The sequence below is a fragment of the Williamsoniiplasma luminosum genome, assembly GCF_002803985.1.
GTDB lineage: Bacteria > Bacillota_I > Bacilli_A > Mycoplasmatales > Mycoplasmataceae > Williamsoniiplasma > Williamsoniiplasma luminosum.
In genome coordinates this window covers 349,480-365,691 of the sequence record NZ_CP024963.1, presented here as the reverse complement: position 1 = coordinate 365,691, position 16,212 = coordinate 349,480, and the positions used below count along the sequence as shown (strand labels likewise).

Genomic DNA, 16,212 nt, shown 5'->3' with positions numbered 1-16,212 from the left:
GTGAAAGCAAATAGGCAATAAAAATTAAATAATTGCCGATTTGGAACATCTTCAACTTTTTTTGTTCTTGTTTTTAGAGCAGAAGACTTTAAAAACAAAAAAAATGACTAAAGATTTTAAATCTTATGCATTTGTTCTTCTTAACGATTTTTAGATCCACTTATTGATGATTTTGTTTTGCACAAAATCAATAGTAATTAAACTATTTAATCTAATCGCGAGCATTGGTTTATCATGACTAATATTTACATCATATAAAATGGGAATATTTTGGCCATTCAAAACTTCTAATAAAACATCAATTGGTTGTTTGCCTGTTTTTTGATCATCAAAATTTTTGTGTGTTCCTAAAATAATCGCATTCAAATGATCAAACGTTTTATTAAGTTTTAAAAGGTTAAATAAGCGTTCCATCGTCGCGATATTTTTATCTTCATCTTCGATAAATAAAATATCACCTTGGTTGAAAATGGGAGCATATTCGCTACCTCAAATACCAGACAATGTTGATAAGTTACCACCTTTCACAACACCTGAAATTAAAGTGGTGTCTTTGTTTATATTTTTGGATTTTCAGACAAGTGATTTTAATTGTCTTGATTGTTCGTAATGCTCTCAATTTTCTTCGCTATCATAAATAAAATCTTCATAACTTATTTGATGAGGATAATTAAATAATGAGTTGTAAGATATTTCTCTTGAATCTTGTTCAAATTCACCAAAATTTGGAAATAAAGCTGGTCCATAAAAAACTTCGACATCAGGACATTTATTAATAATTGCTGATAACAAGGCTGTTGAATCTGAAAAACCACAAACTGTTTTGACGTTCTGATTAATCAATTCATAATTTAAATAAGGCAAAATAGAACTTGTGTTATTACCACCAATCGATGATAAAAGTAAATCGATTTTTTCTTTGGCTAACTCGTTGATTTCATTAGCACGTTCTAAAATAGTTCCTGTGCGATAAAAATCATTTTGGTAAAACATTTCCCCTAAAACTATTTCATGTCCTTTTGACTTTAAAAATTCAATCGCTCTTTGGGCTCTATTTGGTGAAATAGCCCCAATTGGTGTTGATGATGTAAAAATTCCAACTTTCATTTTAACCCCCTTAAAAATAAATTCATATTTGTAAATGATTATATCCAAAGATCAAGGTTTTGTTTTTAAAGTAGTTACCTTTAAAAACAAAAAAAGAATCACTAAAGATTCTCTTACTGCTTTAAATAATTTAATAATGAGTTATTAAATTAGATCAATTCTACTTTTCCACCGTTGGCTTCAACAGCTTGTTTTGCAGATTGTGAAATTTTGTTAACGATTAAATTAACTTTTAAAGTTAATGTTCCGTTTCCTAAAATTTTCACTAGTTGTTTTTCATTACGAAGCACGCCTTTTTCAATTAAAGTTTTGTGATTAACATCAGTTAATCCTAATTTTTCTAATTGTTCTAGGTTGATTAAAACGTATTCTTTTTGGTTTGGTGAAGTAAACCCAATTTTTGGTAATCTTCTAAATAAAGGAGTTTGTCCCCCTTCAAAACCAGGTCTTACACCACCACCTGAACGTGAGTTTTGTCCTTTGTGTCCACGTGTTGATGTTTTTCCTTTTCCAGAAGCCATTCCACGACCAATAATAGTTTTAGAAGTTTTACTTCCTGGTGTATATTTTAATTCATTTAATTTCATCAGTTAGTTCTCCTATTTTGTTTCTTCTATTTTAATTGGTTGAGGTTTAACATGGGTTTTAATTGGAGCAACTGGGGTTGGTTTTACTCTTCCGAATCTTAATTCTTGCACTTTAGTAATTGTTTGCATATTCATCAAACCATCTAATGTTGCACGAATCATGTTGATTGGGTTATTGCTTCCTAATGATTTAGCATAAATATCTTCAATTCCTGCTAATTCAATCACCGCACGACTAGGTCCTCCGGCAATAATTCCAGTTCCTTGTTTTGCTGGTTTGATTAACACTGTTCCAGCTCCAAATTTTCCAAGAATATCGTGAGGAACTGTTGTTCCACGCAATGAGATTGTAACTAGGTTTTTACGAGCTTCTTTGATTGCTTTTTTAATTGCATCAGGGACTTCGTTTGCTTTCCCAGTTCCTAATCCAACTTGACCTTTTTTGTTTCCAACAACAACAACTGCTGCGAATCGGAAGTGACGTCCACCTTTTGTAACTTTAGTTACACGGCGAATTGTTACAACTTTTTCTTCGAAGTCATCTTTGATTGGGGCAGGTCTTCTTGGTCCACGACCACGATTGTCTTTTCCGTCTTTGTTTTGATCTTTTGATTTATCTCTATTTGATGGTTTAGAGTTATTGAATTTTCGTTCAAATTTTTTTGCTTGAGTTGGTTTGTTTTCTTCAGTTGCAGCAGTTGTTCCTGCTTCAACTTGGTTTACATTCTTTTCATTTGTCATATCTCCATCCACCTTTCTAGAATTTTAATCCAGCTTCACGAGCTGCATCAGCGAAAGCTTTAACTTTCCCATGATATTGATATCCACCGCGATCAAATACGACTTCTTCAATTTTCAATTCTTGAGCTTTTTTGGCAATTTCGTTAGCAACAGCCACAGCAGCTTCAATGTTTGATTTAGATTTTAATGTTGATTTCATTGTTGAAGCACTCGCCAGAGTAACTCCTCTAACGTCATCGATAATTTGAGCATAGAAATTTGTGTTTGATTTAAATACATTCAATCTTGGTTTAGCAGCAGTTCCAGTGACTTTTTTACGGACACGGAAATGACGGCGTTTTCTAGCTTCTTGTTTAGTAAATTTCATAATTTAACCTTTTCAGCCTATTTACCAGCTGCCTTCCCTTCTTTTCTAATGATGTGTTCATCTTTGTATTTAATCCCTTTACCTTTGTATGGTTCAGGTTTTCTGTACGCTCTAATTTTAGCAGCTACTTCTCCAACTAATTGTTTACTAATTCCGGTAATAATAACTGCTGTTGGTTTTGGAACTTCAACTGTGATTTCTTTAGGAATCTCAAAAGCAATTGGGTGTGAATAACCTAACGCTAAGTTAAGTGTGCTTCCGACTAAGTTGGCTTTGTATCCAACTCCAATAATATCTAATTCGATTTTGAATCCTTCACTCACACCGATCAACATTCCTTGTAATAAAGAGTTTGTTGTTCCGTGTAATTGTTTTGTATGTTTAACTTCATTTGCACGAGTTGTTTTTAGTTCAGTTCCTTGAACTTCGATTTTGATTAATGGTGAAAATTGTTGTGTTAATTGACCTTTAGGCCCTTTAATAGTAACTGTGTTGTTTTCAGAAATTGATAACTCAACTCCAGCAGGTACTGTTAATATTCTGTTTCCTATACGTGACATATTTCTCTTCCCTGCTTTCTATCAAACAAAAGCAATTACTTCTCCACCAACTTTTTCTTGGCGAGCTTGCTTGTCTGTCATAATCCCTTTTGATGTTGAAACGATAGCGATTCCTAGTCCGTTTAGAACTTGTGGAATTTCACTAGCTGGTGCATACACTCTCAATCCTGGTTTTGAAATTTTTTTCAAACCTTGGATGACGCGAATTTTACCTTTGTATTTCATCTCAATAGTGATTTCATTTTTGTTTTCTTGGTTTATTTTGTATCCAGTAATAAACCCTTCTTTTTTAAGAATCTCAGCAATCTCGTTTTTCATTTTGCTTCCGGGCATATTAACAGTTTTAATATATCTCTGGTTAGCATTACGAAGACGAGTCAGCATATCTGCAATTACATCTGTTGTCATATTCTTTTACTTCCTTTCACTATCATGATGCTTTTCTAACACCAGGGATTTGTCCTTCGTATGCATATTTTCTAAAGCATAGACGACAAATTCCAAATTTTTTTAACACAGCATGTGGTCTTCCACAATGATTGCAACGTGTATAATTTCTGACACCAAATTTTTGGTGTTTAGCTTGTTTTACTTTTAATGATTTTTTTGCCATTTTAACTCCGTTGCCTTTCTATTTAGAAAACGGCATTCCAATTTTTTCTAATAATGCGAATGCGTCTTCATTTGTGGTTGCGTTGGTCACAATTGTGATATCCATCCCACGTGTTCTTTGTACTTTATCAAAATCGATTTCTGGGAAGATAATTTGTTCTTTAACTCCCAATGTGTAGTTTCCAAATCCATCAAATGAATTTTTAGGCACCCCTCTAAAGTCACGTACACGTGGTAGTGCAACGTTCATTAGTTTGTCAAGGAAGTCGTACATTTTTTTACCTCTTAAAGTAACTTTTGTTCCGATTGGCATTCCTTCACGTAATTTGAACACGGCCAATGATTTTTTAGCTTTAGTTGCGACTGGTTTTTGACCACTGATTAAAGTTAATTCATTCATTGCTGTGTCTAATTTTTTTGGATCAGTGGTTGCATCTCCAATTCCCATGTTAATTACAATTTTTGTAATTTTAGGAACTTGCATCACTGATTTGTATTGTTTGTCTTTCATTAAAGCAGGGACAATATCATTTTTATATCTAGTTTCTAATCTTGATTTCATTTTTTATTGCCTCCTATTTTAATTTCTGGTTTGAACGGCGAGAAACACGAATTTTCTTACCGTCATTAATTTCATATCCAATACGTGTTGTTTGGTTTTTGACTTTTGGATCAAGATACCCAACGTTTGAAATATTTAATTTTGCAGGAATTTTTTTAATTCCCCCTTCAGTGTCAGTATTTGAAGGTTTAACATGTTTTAAAACTTCAATTCCTTGCACTGAAACAGTTGCACGATCTTTTGAGATTCAAGTAATAGGACCTTGCTCACCTTTGTGAGCTCCAGCAAGAACCTTAACTAGATCACCTTTTTTTAACTTTGATTTAGCCATAATTCCTCCTATAATACTTCTGGTGCTAAAGAAGCGATTTTAACAAAACCAGCTTCTTTAACTTCTCTTGCGATTGGGCCAAAGATACGAGTTCCACGTGGGTTCTTATCTTCTTTGACTAACACAACTGCGTTTTCTGAGAACTTGATGTATGTTCCATCAGCTCTTCTCAATTCTCTTTTTGTACGAACAATAACAGCTTTCACAACTGTTCCTTTTTTCACAGCTCCGTTTGGGGCAGCTGCGATCACTGAACAAACAACGATGTCTCCGATTCCTGTGAACTTACGCACAGAACCACCTAAGTTACGAATTACTCGAACTCGTTTTGCTCCTGAATTGTCAGCAACATTTAATACAGATAAATTTTGAATCATAATTAACTCCTATATCCTATAACACTGCTTTTTCAACAATTCGAACTAAACGGAAGGTTTTAGTTTTTGATAATGGACGGATTTCCATAATTTCAACTTTGTCTCCGATTTTAGCGATTTGTTCTTCATCGTGGGCTTTATATTTTTTAGAATATTTAACACGTTTTTTGTAAATTGGGTGATTTTTGTAAGTTTCAACAAGGACGTTAATAGTTTTGTCCATTTTGTCTGATACTACTTTACCGACTAATACTCTACGACTATTTCTTTCCATGTTTATTTAGTCCCTTCTTCATTGTTGTTTGTTTCGTCTGATGCATTTTCCATGGCTGCTTTAATTGCATCCATGTCCATGTCATTTGTTGGTCCAAATTGTTCAGCTTGTAGCTTCTCAATTTGTTCACGTTGTTTTTGTCGTACTTGTTTTCCTGATTTCTCAGCATTTTCAACAGCTTGGTGGTAATCACCTTTGATGTTGATGTTTGTGTTTTCCCCAGCTTTTTTCTTTTCAGATAAAACTAGTTCAATTCTGGCGATTTCACGTTTTAGTAATTTGATTTTGTGAGTTTGTTCAAGACTACCAACGGCTGCTTGGAATTTTAAAGCAAATAATTCTGCTCTTTTATTTTCAGAAAGCCCGATTAATTCAATGGTTGTTGAACTTCTTAATTGTTCAATTGGTTTTAATTGTTGCTTAGCCATTTAACTCACCCCTTTTTACAAATTTACATTTGATTGGTAATTTATGCATTGCTAATCTTAGTGCTTCACGAGCGATTTCTTCACTCACACCAGCGATTTCAAACATAACTGTCCCTTTTTTTACAACAGCTGCTCAAATTTCTGGGTTCCCTTTTCCAGAACCCATACGTACTTCAGCTGGTTTTCTTGTCATTGACATGTGGGGGAAAATTCTTACTCAAACTTTTCCATCACGTTTCATATAACGAGTCATTGCAATACGAGCTGCTTCGATTTGGTGATCATCAATTCATGCACCATCAAGTGCCATTAAACCAAATTCTCCAAAATCGACTTTTTTAGCCCCTTTTGCTTTTCCTTCATAACTAACTCTTTGAGGTTTACGATATTTTGTTCTTTTTGGAATTAACATAATTATCTTCTGCCTCCTTTGTTAGCTCATTTTTTTTCAACATGTGCTGGTTTTTCATCAATTGCAAGAGTATTTTTTTCAAATACTTCTCCGTGGTTAACTCAAACCTTCACTCCGATTTGACCATATGTAGTTTTTGCTTCATATAATGCATAATCAATGTTTGATCTTAATGTTGCCAAAGGAACTGAACCTTCTAAATATCCTTCAGTACGAGCCATTTCAACTCCACCAAGTCTACCAGAAACTGTTGTTTTGATTCCTTTAACACCATGTGCTTTTAAAGCACGACGAATGGCAACTTTTTGCACTGTTCTGAATGAAGCACGGTTTGTGATTTGTTCTCCAATTCAACGTGCAATTAAAGTTGCGTTTCCATCTGGATTATCAATTGCGACAACTTTAATGTTGACAACTGCTTGACGATTTTTTTCAATTTTACGAACCGCTAATGTAATGTCTTCTAAACGTTTGTTGTTTTCTCCCATTACAATCACTGGACGAGCAGATTTGATAATTAATTTAATATCTTTTTGTGTTCTTTCGATATCAATTTTTGCCACAGCGGCATTGTTTAACATTTTTAATAATGTTTCACGAATTTTGATATCATTGTTCAATCATTGAACATATTGACCTTTTTCAGCATATCAACGACCTTCTCATTGTCTAACAATTCCAAGACGTAACGCATTAGGTGATACTTTTTGTCCCATTTCTACTCCTCCTATTTAACATCACTTACAATAATTGTAATGTGACTTGTTCTTTTTAAAATTTCATAAGCACGTCCATGTGCTCTTGGTCTAAAACGTTTTAAAGTTGGACCTTCATTGACATAAACAGTTTTTACAAATAGTTTGTCAGCTGACATTCCATTGTTGTTAACTGCATTAGCAATGGCTGAGTTTAATAACTTCAACACAGGTTCTGCAGCTGTTTTATCCATGTTATGTAATATTGCAATAGCTTGTGCTACTGGCTTTGTTCTGATTGTATCTACTACTAATCTAGCTTTTCTAGGAGAGATACGAATCATGCTTAATTGTGCTTTTGCTTCCATCATATCTCCTATTTTTTACCTTTATTGTCACCATGACCACCGAACTTACGAGTTGGAGCAAATTCTCCAAGCTTGTGTCCGACCATGTCTTCAGTGACATAAACTGGAATGAATTCTTTCCCGTTATAAACACCAAATGTATGTCCGATGAACTCAGGGAAAATTGTTGATCTACGTGATCAAGTTTTAATTACTTCTTTTTTAGCTCCAACCGCTTCTACTTTTTTGAATAAGTAATCATCAGCGAATGGACCTTTTTTTAATGATCTTGCCATATCTATTTTCCTCCCTACTTAGTTCTTCTTCTTACAATTAATTTTTGTGATGCTTTTTTCTTATCACGAGTTTGTACACCAAGTGCAGCTTTTCCTCATGGAGTGACAGGACGTTTACGACCAATTGGTGTACGACCTTCTCCCCCTCCATGTGGGTGATCATTTGGGTTCATAACTGATCCACGAACAGTTGGACGAACACCTTTTCAACGGTTACGTCCAGCTTTTCCTCAGTTAACTAGATTGTGTTCTTCGTTTCCGACTTCACCAATTGTGGCAAAACATTCGGCTAACACTTTTCTAACTTCTCCTGATCCAAGACGTAATGTTACATATTTTCCATCATCGTCTTTTCCAAGAATTTGAATTGATGAACCTGCACTACGTGCCATTTGTCCACCTTTTCCGGGTCTTAATTCCACGTTGTGAATTAATGTTCCTTCAGGAATGTTTTTCAATGGTGCGGCATTACCAACTTTAATATCAGCATGCTCACTTGCCACGACTTTCATTCCCACTTCCATTCCTTTTGCGAATAGAATGTAACGTTTTTCTCCATCTACATAATTAATTAAGGCGATGAATGCGTTACGGTTTGGATCGTATTCAATAGTTGCAATTGTTCCAACTACATCTAATTTATTACGTTTGAAATCAATAACACGGTACTTACGTTTATGTCCTCCACCTTGGTGACGGGTAGTAATGCGACCTTGGTTATTTCTTCCACCGTTGCTTTTTAATGACACTAATAATGATTTTTCAGGAGTATCAGTTGTTAATACTTTGCTGTAATCAATTGTTGTCATATTTCTGCGACCATTCGTGGTCGGTTTATATTTTTTAATTGCCATATTTTTTCCCTTCTATATAGCTTGTGATTTACAATAATTTATCTTGTTTGGGAAGATTTTTCTATAAATCGTTTAGCACGTCTAATGACTCACCAGCTTTTAAAGTGATGATTGCTTTTTTGTAGGCGTTTGTTTTCCCAACGAAACGTCCCATCTTTTTTTCTTTCCCATCATAATTTGATGTACGGATTGATTTTGTTTTAACTTCAAAGATTTGTTCAAATGCTCTTTTAATTTCAGTTTTAGTTGCGCGTTTGTCCACTTTGAATGTGTAAACACCATTAGCATGACCTAAAAATGATTTTTCAGTTAAAACTGGTTTTTTAATAATTTCAGTAATATGCATTATGCGTACACCTCCTCAACAGCCATCGCTGCTTCTTCTGTCATTAACAATTTAGTTGCATTCATTAAATCGTATACATTTAATTGTTTTGTATTAATAGTTTTTAATCCTTCAATATTATTTCCAGATTTAATGACTAATTCTTCTTTTTCCTTAGTCACAATTAAAACTTTTTGATCATCAATTTGTAGGTTTTTCATCACTTCAACCATATCTTTGGTTGAAGGTTTTGAAAATTCAAATTTGTCGACAATAATTAAATTTGAGTCTTTTGCTTTTAATGATAAAACTGATTTAAAAGCTAAAGCTCTAACTTTTTTATTTACTTGTTTTGTGTAATTGATATTTGGTGTTGGACCAAATACCACTCCTCCACCTCTTCATTGTGGAGAACGGATTGATCCTTGACGAGCACGTCCAGTTCCTTTTTGTCTTCAAGGTTTACGTCCCCCTCCTGAAACTTCAGCACGGGTTTTTGTTTTTCTTGTTCCTTGTCTCAATGCAGCTTGTTGAGAAACAACTGTGTCATAAATCGCTTGTTGATGTGGTTCAATTCCTCAAACATTATCGTTTAAAGTAATGTCTTTAGTTTTTGTTCCTTGAACATTTAAAACTTGTAATTTCATAATTGCCCTCTCTTATTCAGCACTTGCAGCTGGAGTTGTTTCAACTTCAGCTTCTGTTTCAACAACTGGTGCAACTGTTGGTTCAACTGTTGGTTCGATTGCTGGAACTGCTTCTTTTCTAATTAATAATTCTGCTGCTTGATTTGCTTTAAGACCTTTAACATTTTGTCTTACTGTGACAAACTGTCCTTTTGGTCCTGGAATTGATCCTTTGATCAACATAATGTTGTTTGCATTATCAACTAAAACAACTTCCAAGTTTTGAATAGTTCTTTTAGCATGCCCCATGTGTCCAGGCATTTTCTTTGATTTAAAAATACGGTTAATAATTGCACCCATTGAACCAGTTCCACGGTGGTATCCTGATCCGTGACCCATTGGTCCTCTTGCATAATTATGTCGTTTAATTGAACCTTGAAAACCTTTTCCTTTTGATGTTCCCGTTACGTCGACTAATTGACCATTTTCAAAGATGTCTGAGGCAGTGATTTGTTGTCCTTGCTCAAAACCATCCATGTTTCTGATCTCTTTTACGAAGCGCTTAGGTGCGGAATTGGCTTTGTTAAAGTGTCCAATTTCGGGTTTGTTTACTAAGTTAACTCTTTTATCTTGAACTCCTAATTGAAGTGCGATGTATCCATCTTTTTCAAGGTTTTTAACTTGTAAAACAGTGTTTGGTAAAACTTCAACTACTGTAACAGGGATTAAACGTCCATCTGTTGCAAAAATTTGAGTCATTTCTACCTTACGTCCTAAGATTCCTTTCATTTGTTTATCCTCCTAATGATAATCATGTATACTTTGTTGTCGTCTAAAGTTTAATCTCAATATCAACACCAGCTGGTAATTGAACTCTTTTTAAAGTATCAATTGTTGTTGGTGTAGCATTTAGAATTTCTAGTAATCTTTTGTGTGTTCTCATTTCGAATTGTTCACGTGAATCTTTGTATTTGTGAACAGCACGAAGAATTGTAATGATTTGTTTGTCAGTTGGTAAAGGTATTGGTCCACGAACTTTCGCTCCAGTTCCTTCAGCAGCTTCGATGATTTTAATGATGCTTTGATCCACAATTGCGTGATCGTAGCCTTTGATTTTGATTCTCATTTTTTGTTCTGCCATAGTAATCTCTCCTTTTTACATTTAATATTGCAACGACAACCATTGCCAGTGTGTTGCTGTTGAGCACACAAAATATACATGCAATTAAAAGTATAACCCATTTTCAAGGCAAAACAATAGTCAAATTGAAAAAACGTGAATTTTTAGGGCTAACCAGAGGTAATTAACCCTAAATTTTGCATAATCTGTAATTAATTGGGTATTTGGACAAAAAAATCAATCTTTTTGTGGTTAAAACTTGTGAAAACAAGAACCTTATATTATAAAAGTATTATTTTTTCATACATTGATAAAATTCTTTCTATATGTTGCTGCTGATTTTATGTTTTTTTAGTTTTTTGTTCTTTTCATGGGCAAAAAACTAAAAAATGTTAAAAAAATCTTTTAAATAAAGTGTTTTTTAAAAGATTTAAAATTATATTGGTTTTTTCTGTGTGAAAATTATTTTATGAAGCTAAATATTAACAAAAGTCTCCTTTATTTAAAGGATTGAAGGTTTATTTTTAAATTAACAAGTTTTATTATTTGTGTTTTATTGATTATTACTGGAATTATTTGGGGATGTTTTATTGATCAATGATATGTTGATAAGAACTCTTCGTATCCTGTCCATCTTTTTCCAACATTATATGGTTTTAATGTCCTTATTAGTTTTTGGTCCGTTCAAACAAATCTTTTAGTTTTATTATGATTTGGGTTTGCTGTTTTTGGGCATGGCAAAGAACACAAAAACAAGTTTATTAATCGCACAAGCCAAACCAATATTACAATTTATATCACCACGACAATGTTGTTATTTTGAGGAGTTATTGTTTTAAATATTCTGGGCGATGCTAGTGAATATGATTTTGCCACAAAAACAGCATCCGATGTTGCAATTACTTCTTTAACTCATTTATTAACACCCTTATTAATGATCGTTTATTATGTTTTAACAATGGGTCAAGCAACTGTTTCTTGAAAGAGAGTTTGAACACTATTTGTTTATCCAGCTGCCTATTGTGTTTTCTTAGTTATTCGTGCTGAAATGTTAACAAAAGATGGGATTAAATACTTCTTATATCCATATAGTTTTACCAATTTTAGTCAACCACTTTTTGGCGATAACTTAGCTTTAAGTAATTTTGTTTGTATCCTTGTCTTGGCTATCTTATTACTTGCCTTCTTCTTGCTTTTTGTGTTGACAAATAATTATGTTTATAAAAGAAAGCATAAGTCTAATCAACCAATTGAAACAAATTAAATGCAGAATTCTAAACATCTTTACAACTAGTTTTGATCCTAATTATTTGACATAATTTAAAATCAGCAACGCCTTGTTGCTGATTTTTGTTTGCTTAAAAATTAGAATTATTGGGTTATATTAATTTCCATAATTTGACTTTTATTGTGAATTTTATCAAGTTTGAATTTAACTATTTTAGTATTGTTTAAAGTAATTATATGTTCATCATCAAGGAATTCGACTTTAGTTACTTTGATGGCATTTAATGCATCTTGCATCTCTTGATGAACTTTTTTAAAGTGTTCAATATTGTAACTTTCTTTGGATGCTTGAAGACTTTTTTCAATTGAAACAATGCCTTTTAAATCTTGAAATATTTTACTAATCGAGTCCATTAAAGAACCCGGGATAATTTTTCCATTTTGAATTCCTAAAGTTTCTATTGAAACATTAGTTGGATCTTTTAAGAATGTTGTTAATGCAGGAATTTTGTTAATTAAATTAACAAAATTATCAAAGTCAATTTTTAATTCTCCTCCTGCTTTGGTTACTTTTTCCACAATGCTTCTAATTGATGTCTTGTCAGAAAGATTATGTTGTAAGATCGATTTTAAGCCTGTTAGTTTTTTTAATGGAATGTCTAGAAAATTTTCAATTTCTTTTTCATTAGATTCTTCAGCTTTATTATTAGCAACATTTGAATTTTCTATCATTATTGCTTTTACAAAATCTTTAGACCATAAATAGTCTCATGGGTGAGTAAAAAATTGTTTATTAGATAACATGTTCTCAATAATTTTTTTAAAATTTTGAGGAATAGACCCCGGAAGCATTCCGACAATTAATCCTGACAATACAGAAGCTAAAGAGGCAAGACCATCTCCTGCTATAGGAGAATTTTTTGATAGTATGCCTAATAGACCAGTCATATACCCGCCCATACTTGGCATGAATGAATTCACCAAAGCTTTGATGATGGGTGTAAAACCAATTTCAGTATAGTTTTCATTATCGAAATTTTTCATGAAACTAGAGATATCGTCAAGTGATTCCATTGTTATATATTCTTCTTTTCCTCAAAATAAACTTTTTAACAAGTTTTGCATTTTCTCTTTATCAAGTAAACTAGAAAAAACTTTTTTCACATCGACTTCATTTGAAAAATCATCAACTTTTCTTTCTAGTAAATCTTTTAATTCAACTCAAGTCATATTAGGTGGTTCATTTTCAATTTTATCAAGATAAATCAATAGCAACCTAACAAATTCGACAATATCAACTATCTCTTTTATGTTTGATAAAATTGAAAAATTGAATGTTTTTTTAGAGCTAATAAATTCGCCTAAATTTTTCACCAAACTCTTTAATGCTGCTTCTTTGTCTTCTTTATTATCAGGTTGAAATTGAGTATTCACACCTATAATTTTATTTATGGCATTAACAAATTTGATCGAAGAAATATCGATCGCTTGTTGGAAAGTTTTGCCACTATATTTATCGTTTTTAAAACTATTTGTTAATAAGTCTATGGTGTTCTTATCAAGAATTTTTTCTAATAAATTTCCAATTCCAGATTCTCCACCAAGATTTAAACTTGTTAAGAGTCCTGGCAAAACTGGACCAATCGTTGTAAGGATTTTAGGATTTGATAACATTCCAATCAAAGGAGCCAAGGTTTGCAAGATTGATGTTGATGCTTTTTCAGGTTTAATCCCTTCTTTAATATCGATTTCTGGATCGATAACGTTGGTTGTAAAATATGTTTTTTGTAGTTCTCTTAAATTGTTGATTTTTTTCGAATTTAATTCAGCAATTGGATTTTTGGCAGTTAATTCTTTAATAGTTTTATTTGCCACAAAATTTTGAAATAAATAATTGGTGTCATAGCCTTTTTCTTTGCTTAAATAAGCAATTTTAGCAATTTCTTGCAAATAGATGTCTAAAATTGCTTGCTCATCAACTGAAGTTTGGATATGGTTTTTAGAATTATCACAACTAATTAAAGTCATTGTTGATGAGCAAGTAATAATCGTTGCTCCTAATAAGGTTAATAACTTTTTCATTATTTCTTCACCCCTTGTGCAATTGCTTGGGCAATTGCAAGTAATTTTTCTGCAACTATTTTATGCACACCTTTGGTTTGATGGATTGAATCTGTGAAAAAGAAATCATCAATATTTTTACCCTCATTTCCAGCAGCAACATCAGCTTTAATTTTGACCTTAATTTTAATTGGTTGCTTTTCTTTATTTTTAACAAGTGCTGGATCAATTGCATTGGGATTTTTGATTAAATTTCCAAGTGCTGTTGGGCTCATGTTTATTGGTTGGTCATTAATCGAAATTTCAAAAGCACTTTTTGAATAACTGTCTCAAATATTAACTTTATCGGGATTTTTACTAGCTTCTTTAAACTTTTGTTGTAAATCTTGAATTGTTTCATCTTGAAAAATATCAAAAAGTTCAACAGCTTTTGGATAGTATTGTTCAACTTCTTTTAAAACTTCTCGTAACGCTTTATAGAACTCATTGCAAATGTTATTAATGCGTCTACCTTCATCATCAATGGGATTAAAATCTTTAAAATGTTCTTTGAAAGATGGGACAAAATTCATTTGTGGTGGAGTCATAAAAATAATATGTTTCACACCGTTGTTTAATAGATTAAACAACGCTGTTCGAATTCGATTAATTCCATCCATCATAAATTTGTGTTGAGCTTCAGATTGGTCTTCAAAGCTTTGAATTAATGAGAGTAAATCGTTTCCCCCAATTTCCATAAAAACTAAATCTTTATCTTTAATTTTGTGTTGTTCTAATAAGGCTTTCGTTTGAATATCAACCGTTGCATCATTTAACATCAGTGAAGAAGGAAAACCAAGTTTAGCCGCCGTTGCTCCTCCAACTGCATAATTTTTTCCAAAAACTTTAACCCCATTTTGATCATATTTAGGCGTCTTTTCAAAAATGTTACTTGGTTTCATGGCTTGACTGAAACCTAACATTTTTGACAATTGATAACCAGCAGTTTCACCATTGGTAAAAGAATTTATGCCTTTGTGGCTTCCATCAACTTCGCCATATCCAACTCCACCAAGACTAACTTCAAATTCAATTAATGAATTGTTAAATTTAGCTGGAATTAAAGTACTTAGCCCATCAACATCAGATAAACTATCCCCAATGATAAAGTAATTAGTAAAACCACTTTTGGTTTGTTCACTACTATCAATGGCATGACTTTTATTAATCATTTTTCCAAGATATAATGGATCTTTTTTGGGGTCAACGGGAGTTTTTTGCACACAAGAAACAGTGGTGGCAACAGTTGCTACCATTAAAAGAGTTGGAATTAAATAACTTAATAACTTTTTCATCTTATTGTTTCTCCTTTTTAATTTTTACAACTAAATAAATTGTTCCCCCAACCCCAATGACAAAGCTTAAGAATCAGTTAATGGTTGCTGCTTTCATGAATCTTTTAGAAACAGCAAAATCGGGATGATGTAAATCGTTGACTTGCACATAATCAGCAATATCTGTTGCTTTTAAATCTTTATTCATAAATGGTTTATCTAAAAGGCCCATTTTAAGCACAAATTTTAATGAATCAATTTGTTGATTTAAAAATCAAACTTTGTTGTTGACAATACTTGAACCAATTGAATCCTTAATTCTTAAACCTAATAACTCAGGAAACATTTCCACTTGAATTTGGTCATCATAATATTTTTGATCTCACACAAAATCTTGGGTTTCAGCAACTTTTTGTAAGTCTTTGGAAAAAATTTCACCCAATCCACCAGGATGAAAAATTCATTCAATTCCTGTATGCACAAAACCAAATGATTGGAACTTGCTTGCCACAGCCTCATCAAAAGCAATCATGTCAATTCCGATATCATTAAAATCAATTGCTTTTTTGCTTACAAGATCTTGGTTTCAACGATTTTCAAATCATGTTTTGGCAAAATCAACATATTTGTCATAAAATTTCTCATAATCATCTTGATTGCTAAAATTAATGGTTGAAACAGCAGCCGCAATATATGAATTTTTGACCGGTCCAGTCATAATGGCGTCATACATTTTAGAACTCGGATCTAAAATGTATTTATTTTTTGGTAAAATCCGTTGAATTTGTTTGTCAGCTGAACTTATAAATAATTTAGCTTCAATTCCCATCCCAGGAACAAGAAGGATCCAACTTGTTAAAATATAAAAAATTAACAGCCCAATTCCTCATTTATATTTTCTTGAAATTTTTTTCTTCATAATACTTCCTTTTTTAAAATTTAATGTGTCATATTATTTGGTGATATTTGAATATTTTAGCTTTAAAAAGT

25 protein-coding genes are annotated in these 16,212 nt (G+C 32.5%); 1 reads left to right on the top strand and 24 read right to left on the bottom strand.

The genetic code is table 4. From position 1 onward, the window contains the following. Positions 1-150 precede the first annotated feature (150 nt). The 21 genes from ELUMI_RS01540 to rpsJ all read right to left on the bottom strand — a co-directional run bounded on the left by ELUMI_RS01540 (position 151) and on the right by rpsJ (position 10,642). On the bottom strand, positions 151-1,107 hold the full coding sequence (locus ELUMI_RS01540) for a S66 family peptidase (protein ID WP_035018723.1): 957 nt from the start codon (positions 1,105-1,107) through the stop codon (positions 151-153). Positions 1,108-1,256: 149 nt separating this feature from the next. Then, entirely contained in the window at positions 1,257-1,694 is a 438-nt protein-coding gene (rplO, locus tag ELUMI_RS01535) for a 50S ribosomal protein L15 (RefSeq protein ID WP_025734050.1), read from the bottom strand. Positions 1,695-1,706: 12 nt separating this feature from the next. Further along, on the bottom strand, positions 1,707-2,435 hold the full coding sequence (gene rpsE, locus ELUMI_RS01530) for a 30S ribosomal protein S5 (RefSeq protein WP_025734049.1): 729 nt from the start codon (positions 2,433-2,435) through the stop codon (positions 1,707-1,709). A gap of 16 nt (positions 2,436-2,451) precedes the next feature. Next, positions 2,452-2,802 carry a 50S ribosomal protein L18 gene (rplR, locus tag ELUMI_RS01525; protein ID WP_035018722.1) on the bottom strand — a complete coding sequence of 117 codons (351 nt, stop codon included), beginning with the start codon at positions 2,800-2,802 and terminating at the stop codon, positions 2,452-2,454. A 17-nt stretch (positions 2,803-2,819) separates the two neighbouring features. Then, on the bottom strand, positions 2,820-3,362 hold the full coding sequence (gene rplF / locus ELUMI_RS01520; protein WP_025734047.1) for a 50S ribosomal protein L6: 543 nt from the start codon (positions 3,360-3,362) through the stop codon (positions 2,820-2,822). Between the two features lie 18 nt (positions 3,363-3,380). Next, entirely contained in the window at positions 3,381-3,770 is a 390-nt protein-coding gene (gene rpsH, locus ELUMI_RS01515) for a 30S ribosomal protein S8 (protein WP_025734046.1), read from the bottom strand. Positions 3,771-3,789: 19 nt separating this feature from the next. Beyond that, positions 3,790-3,975 (bottom strand): type Z 30S ribosomal protein S14, encoded by a 186-nt coding sequence (locus tag ELUMI_RS01510; protein ID WP_025734045.1) that lies wholly within the window; start codon positions 3,973-3,975, stop codon positions 3,790-3,792. An 18-nt stretch (positions 3,976-3,993) separates the two neighbouring features. Continuing rightward, entirely contained in the window at positions 3,994-4,536 is a 543-nt protein-coding gene (rplE, locus tag ELUMI_RS01505) for a 50S ribosomal protein L5 (RefSeq protein WP_025734044.1), read from the bottom strand. A 13-nt stretch (positions 4,537-4,549) separates the two neighbouring features. Next, complete coding sequence (rplX, locus tag ELUMI_RS01500) at positions 4,550-4,867, bottom strand: 50S ribosomal protein L24 (protein ID WP_025734043.1); 318 nt, start codon at positions 4,865-4,867, stop codon at positions 4,550-4,552. 8 nt (positions 4,868-4,875) lie between these two features. Beyond that, positions 4,876-5,244 carry a 50S ribosomal protein L14 gene (rplN, locus tag ELUMI_RS01495; protein WP_025734042.1) on the bottom strand — a complete coding sequence of 123 codons (369 nt, stop codon included), beginning with the start codon at positions 5,242-5,244 and terminating at the stop codon, positions 4,876-4,878. A 16-nt stretch (positions 5,245-5,260) separates the two neighbouring features. Further along, positions 5,261-5,518: a 30S ribosomal protein S17 gene (gene rpsQ, locus ELUMI_RS01490; protein WP_025734041.1), complete on the bottom strand. Its 258-nt coding sequence runs from the start codon at positions 5,516-5,518 to the stop codon at positions 5,261-5,263. Between the two features lie 2 nt (positions 5,519-5,520). Next, positions 5,521-5,946 (bottom strand): 50S ribosomal protein L29, encoded by a 426-nt coding sequence (gene rpmC, locus ELUMI_RS01485; RefSeq protein ID WP_025734040.1) that lies wholly within the window; start codon positions 5,944-5,946, stop codon positions 5,521-5,523. Further along, positions 5,939-6,358, bottom strand: a complete 420-nt coding sequence (rplP, locus tag ELUMI_RS01480) for a 50S ribosomal protein L16 (RefSeq protein WP_025734039.1) — start codon at positions 6,356-6,358, stop codon at positions 5,939-5,941. The genes rpmC and rplP overlap by 8 nt, the downstream gene beginning before the upstream one ends. A gap of 2 nt (positions 6,359-6,360) precedes the next feature. After that, positions 6,361-7,074 carry a 30S ribosomal protein S3 gene (rpsC, locus tag ELUMI_RS01475; RefSeq protein WP_025734038.1) on the bottom strand — a complete coding sequence of 238 codons (714 nt, stop codon included), beginning with the start codon at positions 7,072-7,074 and terminating at the stop codon, positions 6,361-6,363. 11 nt (positions 7,075-7,085) lie between these two features. Further along, positions 7,086-7,421: a 50S ribosomal protein L22 gene (gene rplV, locus ELUMI_RS01470; protein ID WP_025734037.1), complete on the bottom strand. Its 336-nt coding sequence runs from the start codon at positions 7,419-7,421 to the stop codon at positions 7,086-7,088. A gap of 8 nt (positions 7,422-7,429) precedes the next feature. Further along, entirely contained in the window at positions 7,430-7,696 is a 267-nt protein-coding gene (gene rpsS / locus ELUMI_RS01465) for a 30S ribosomal protein S19 (protein WP_025734036.1), read from the bottom strand. A gap of 14 nt (positions 7,697-7,710) precedes the next feature. After that, positions 7,711-8,550 carry a 50S ribosomal protein L2 gene (rplB, locus tag ELUMI_RS01460; protein WP_025734035.1) on the bottom strand — a complete coding sequence of 280 codons (840 nt, stop codon included), beginning with the start codon at positions 8,548-8,550 and terminating at the stop codon, positions 7,711-7,713. Positions 8,551-8,611: 61 nt separating this feature from the next. Continuing rightward, positions 8,612-8,896: a 50S ribosomal protein L23 gene (gene rplW, locus ELUMI_RS01455; protein ID WP_025734034.1), complete on the bottom strand. Its 285-nt coding sequence runs from the start codon at positions 8,894-8,896 to the stop codon at positions 8,612-8,614. After that, a complete protein-coding gene (rplD, locus tag ELUMI_RS01450; protein WP_025734033.1) occupies positions 8,896-9,522 on the bottom strand; it encodes a 50S ribosomal protein L4 in 627 nt (208 codons plus the stop codon). The genes rplW and rplD overlap by 1 nt, the downstream gene beginning before the upstream one ends. A gap of 12 nt (positions 9,523-9,534) precedes the next feature. Continuing rightward, positions 9,535-10,290 carry a 50S ribosomal protein L3 gene (rplC, locus tag ELUMI_RS01445; RefSeq protein WP_025734032.1) on the bottom strand — a complete coding sequence of 252 codons (756 nt, stop codon included), beginning with the start codon at positions 10,288-10,290 and terminating at the stop codon, positions 9,535-9,537. 43 nt (positions 10,291-10,333) lie between these two features. Then, positions 10,334-10,642, bottom strand: coding sequence for a 30S ribosomal protein S10 (gene rpsJ, locus ELUMI_RS01440; protein WP_025734031.1), 309 nt, complete (start codon positions 10,640-10,642; stop codon positions 10,334-10,336). 448 nt (positions 10,643-11,090) lie between these two features. On the opposite strand from rpsJ, the gene ELUMI_RS01435 reads away from it, so the two are divergent. Beyond that, a complete protein-coding gene (locus ELUMI_RS01435; protein WP_100618537.1) occupies positions 11,091-11,885 on the top strand; it encodes a Pr6Pr family membrane protein in 795 nt (264 codons plus the stop codon). 107 nt (positions 11,886-11,992) lie between these two features. On the opposite strand, the gene ELUMI_RS01430 is transcribed toward ELUMI_RS01435, so the two are convergent. The 3 genes from ELUMI_RS01430 to ELUMI_RS01420 are packed head-to-tail and all read right to left on the bottom strand — an operon-like array spanning position 11,993 to position 16,141. Further along, positions 11,993-13,930: a hypothetical protein gene (locus ELUMI_RS01430; protein WP_025734029.1), complete on the bottom strand. Its 1,938-nt coding sequence runs from the start codon at positions 13,928-13,930 to the stop codon at positions 11,993-11,995. Beyond that, entirely contained in the window at positions 13,930-15,243 is a 1,314-nt protein-coding gene (locus ELUMI_RS01425; protein WP_025734028.1) for an SGNH/GDSL hydrolase family protein, read from the bottom strand. Before ELUMI_RS01425 ends, ELUMI_RS01430 begins: the two co-directional genes overlap by 1 nt. Position 15,244: 1 nt before the next feature. Next, positions 15,245-16,141, bottom strand: a complete 897-nt coding sequence (locus tag ELUMI_RS01420; protein ID WP_025734027.1) for a hypothetical protein — start codon at positions 16,139-16,141, stop codon at positions 15,245-15,247. Between the last annotated feature and the right edge of the window lie 71 nt (positions 16,142-16,212).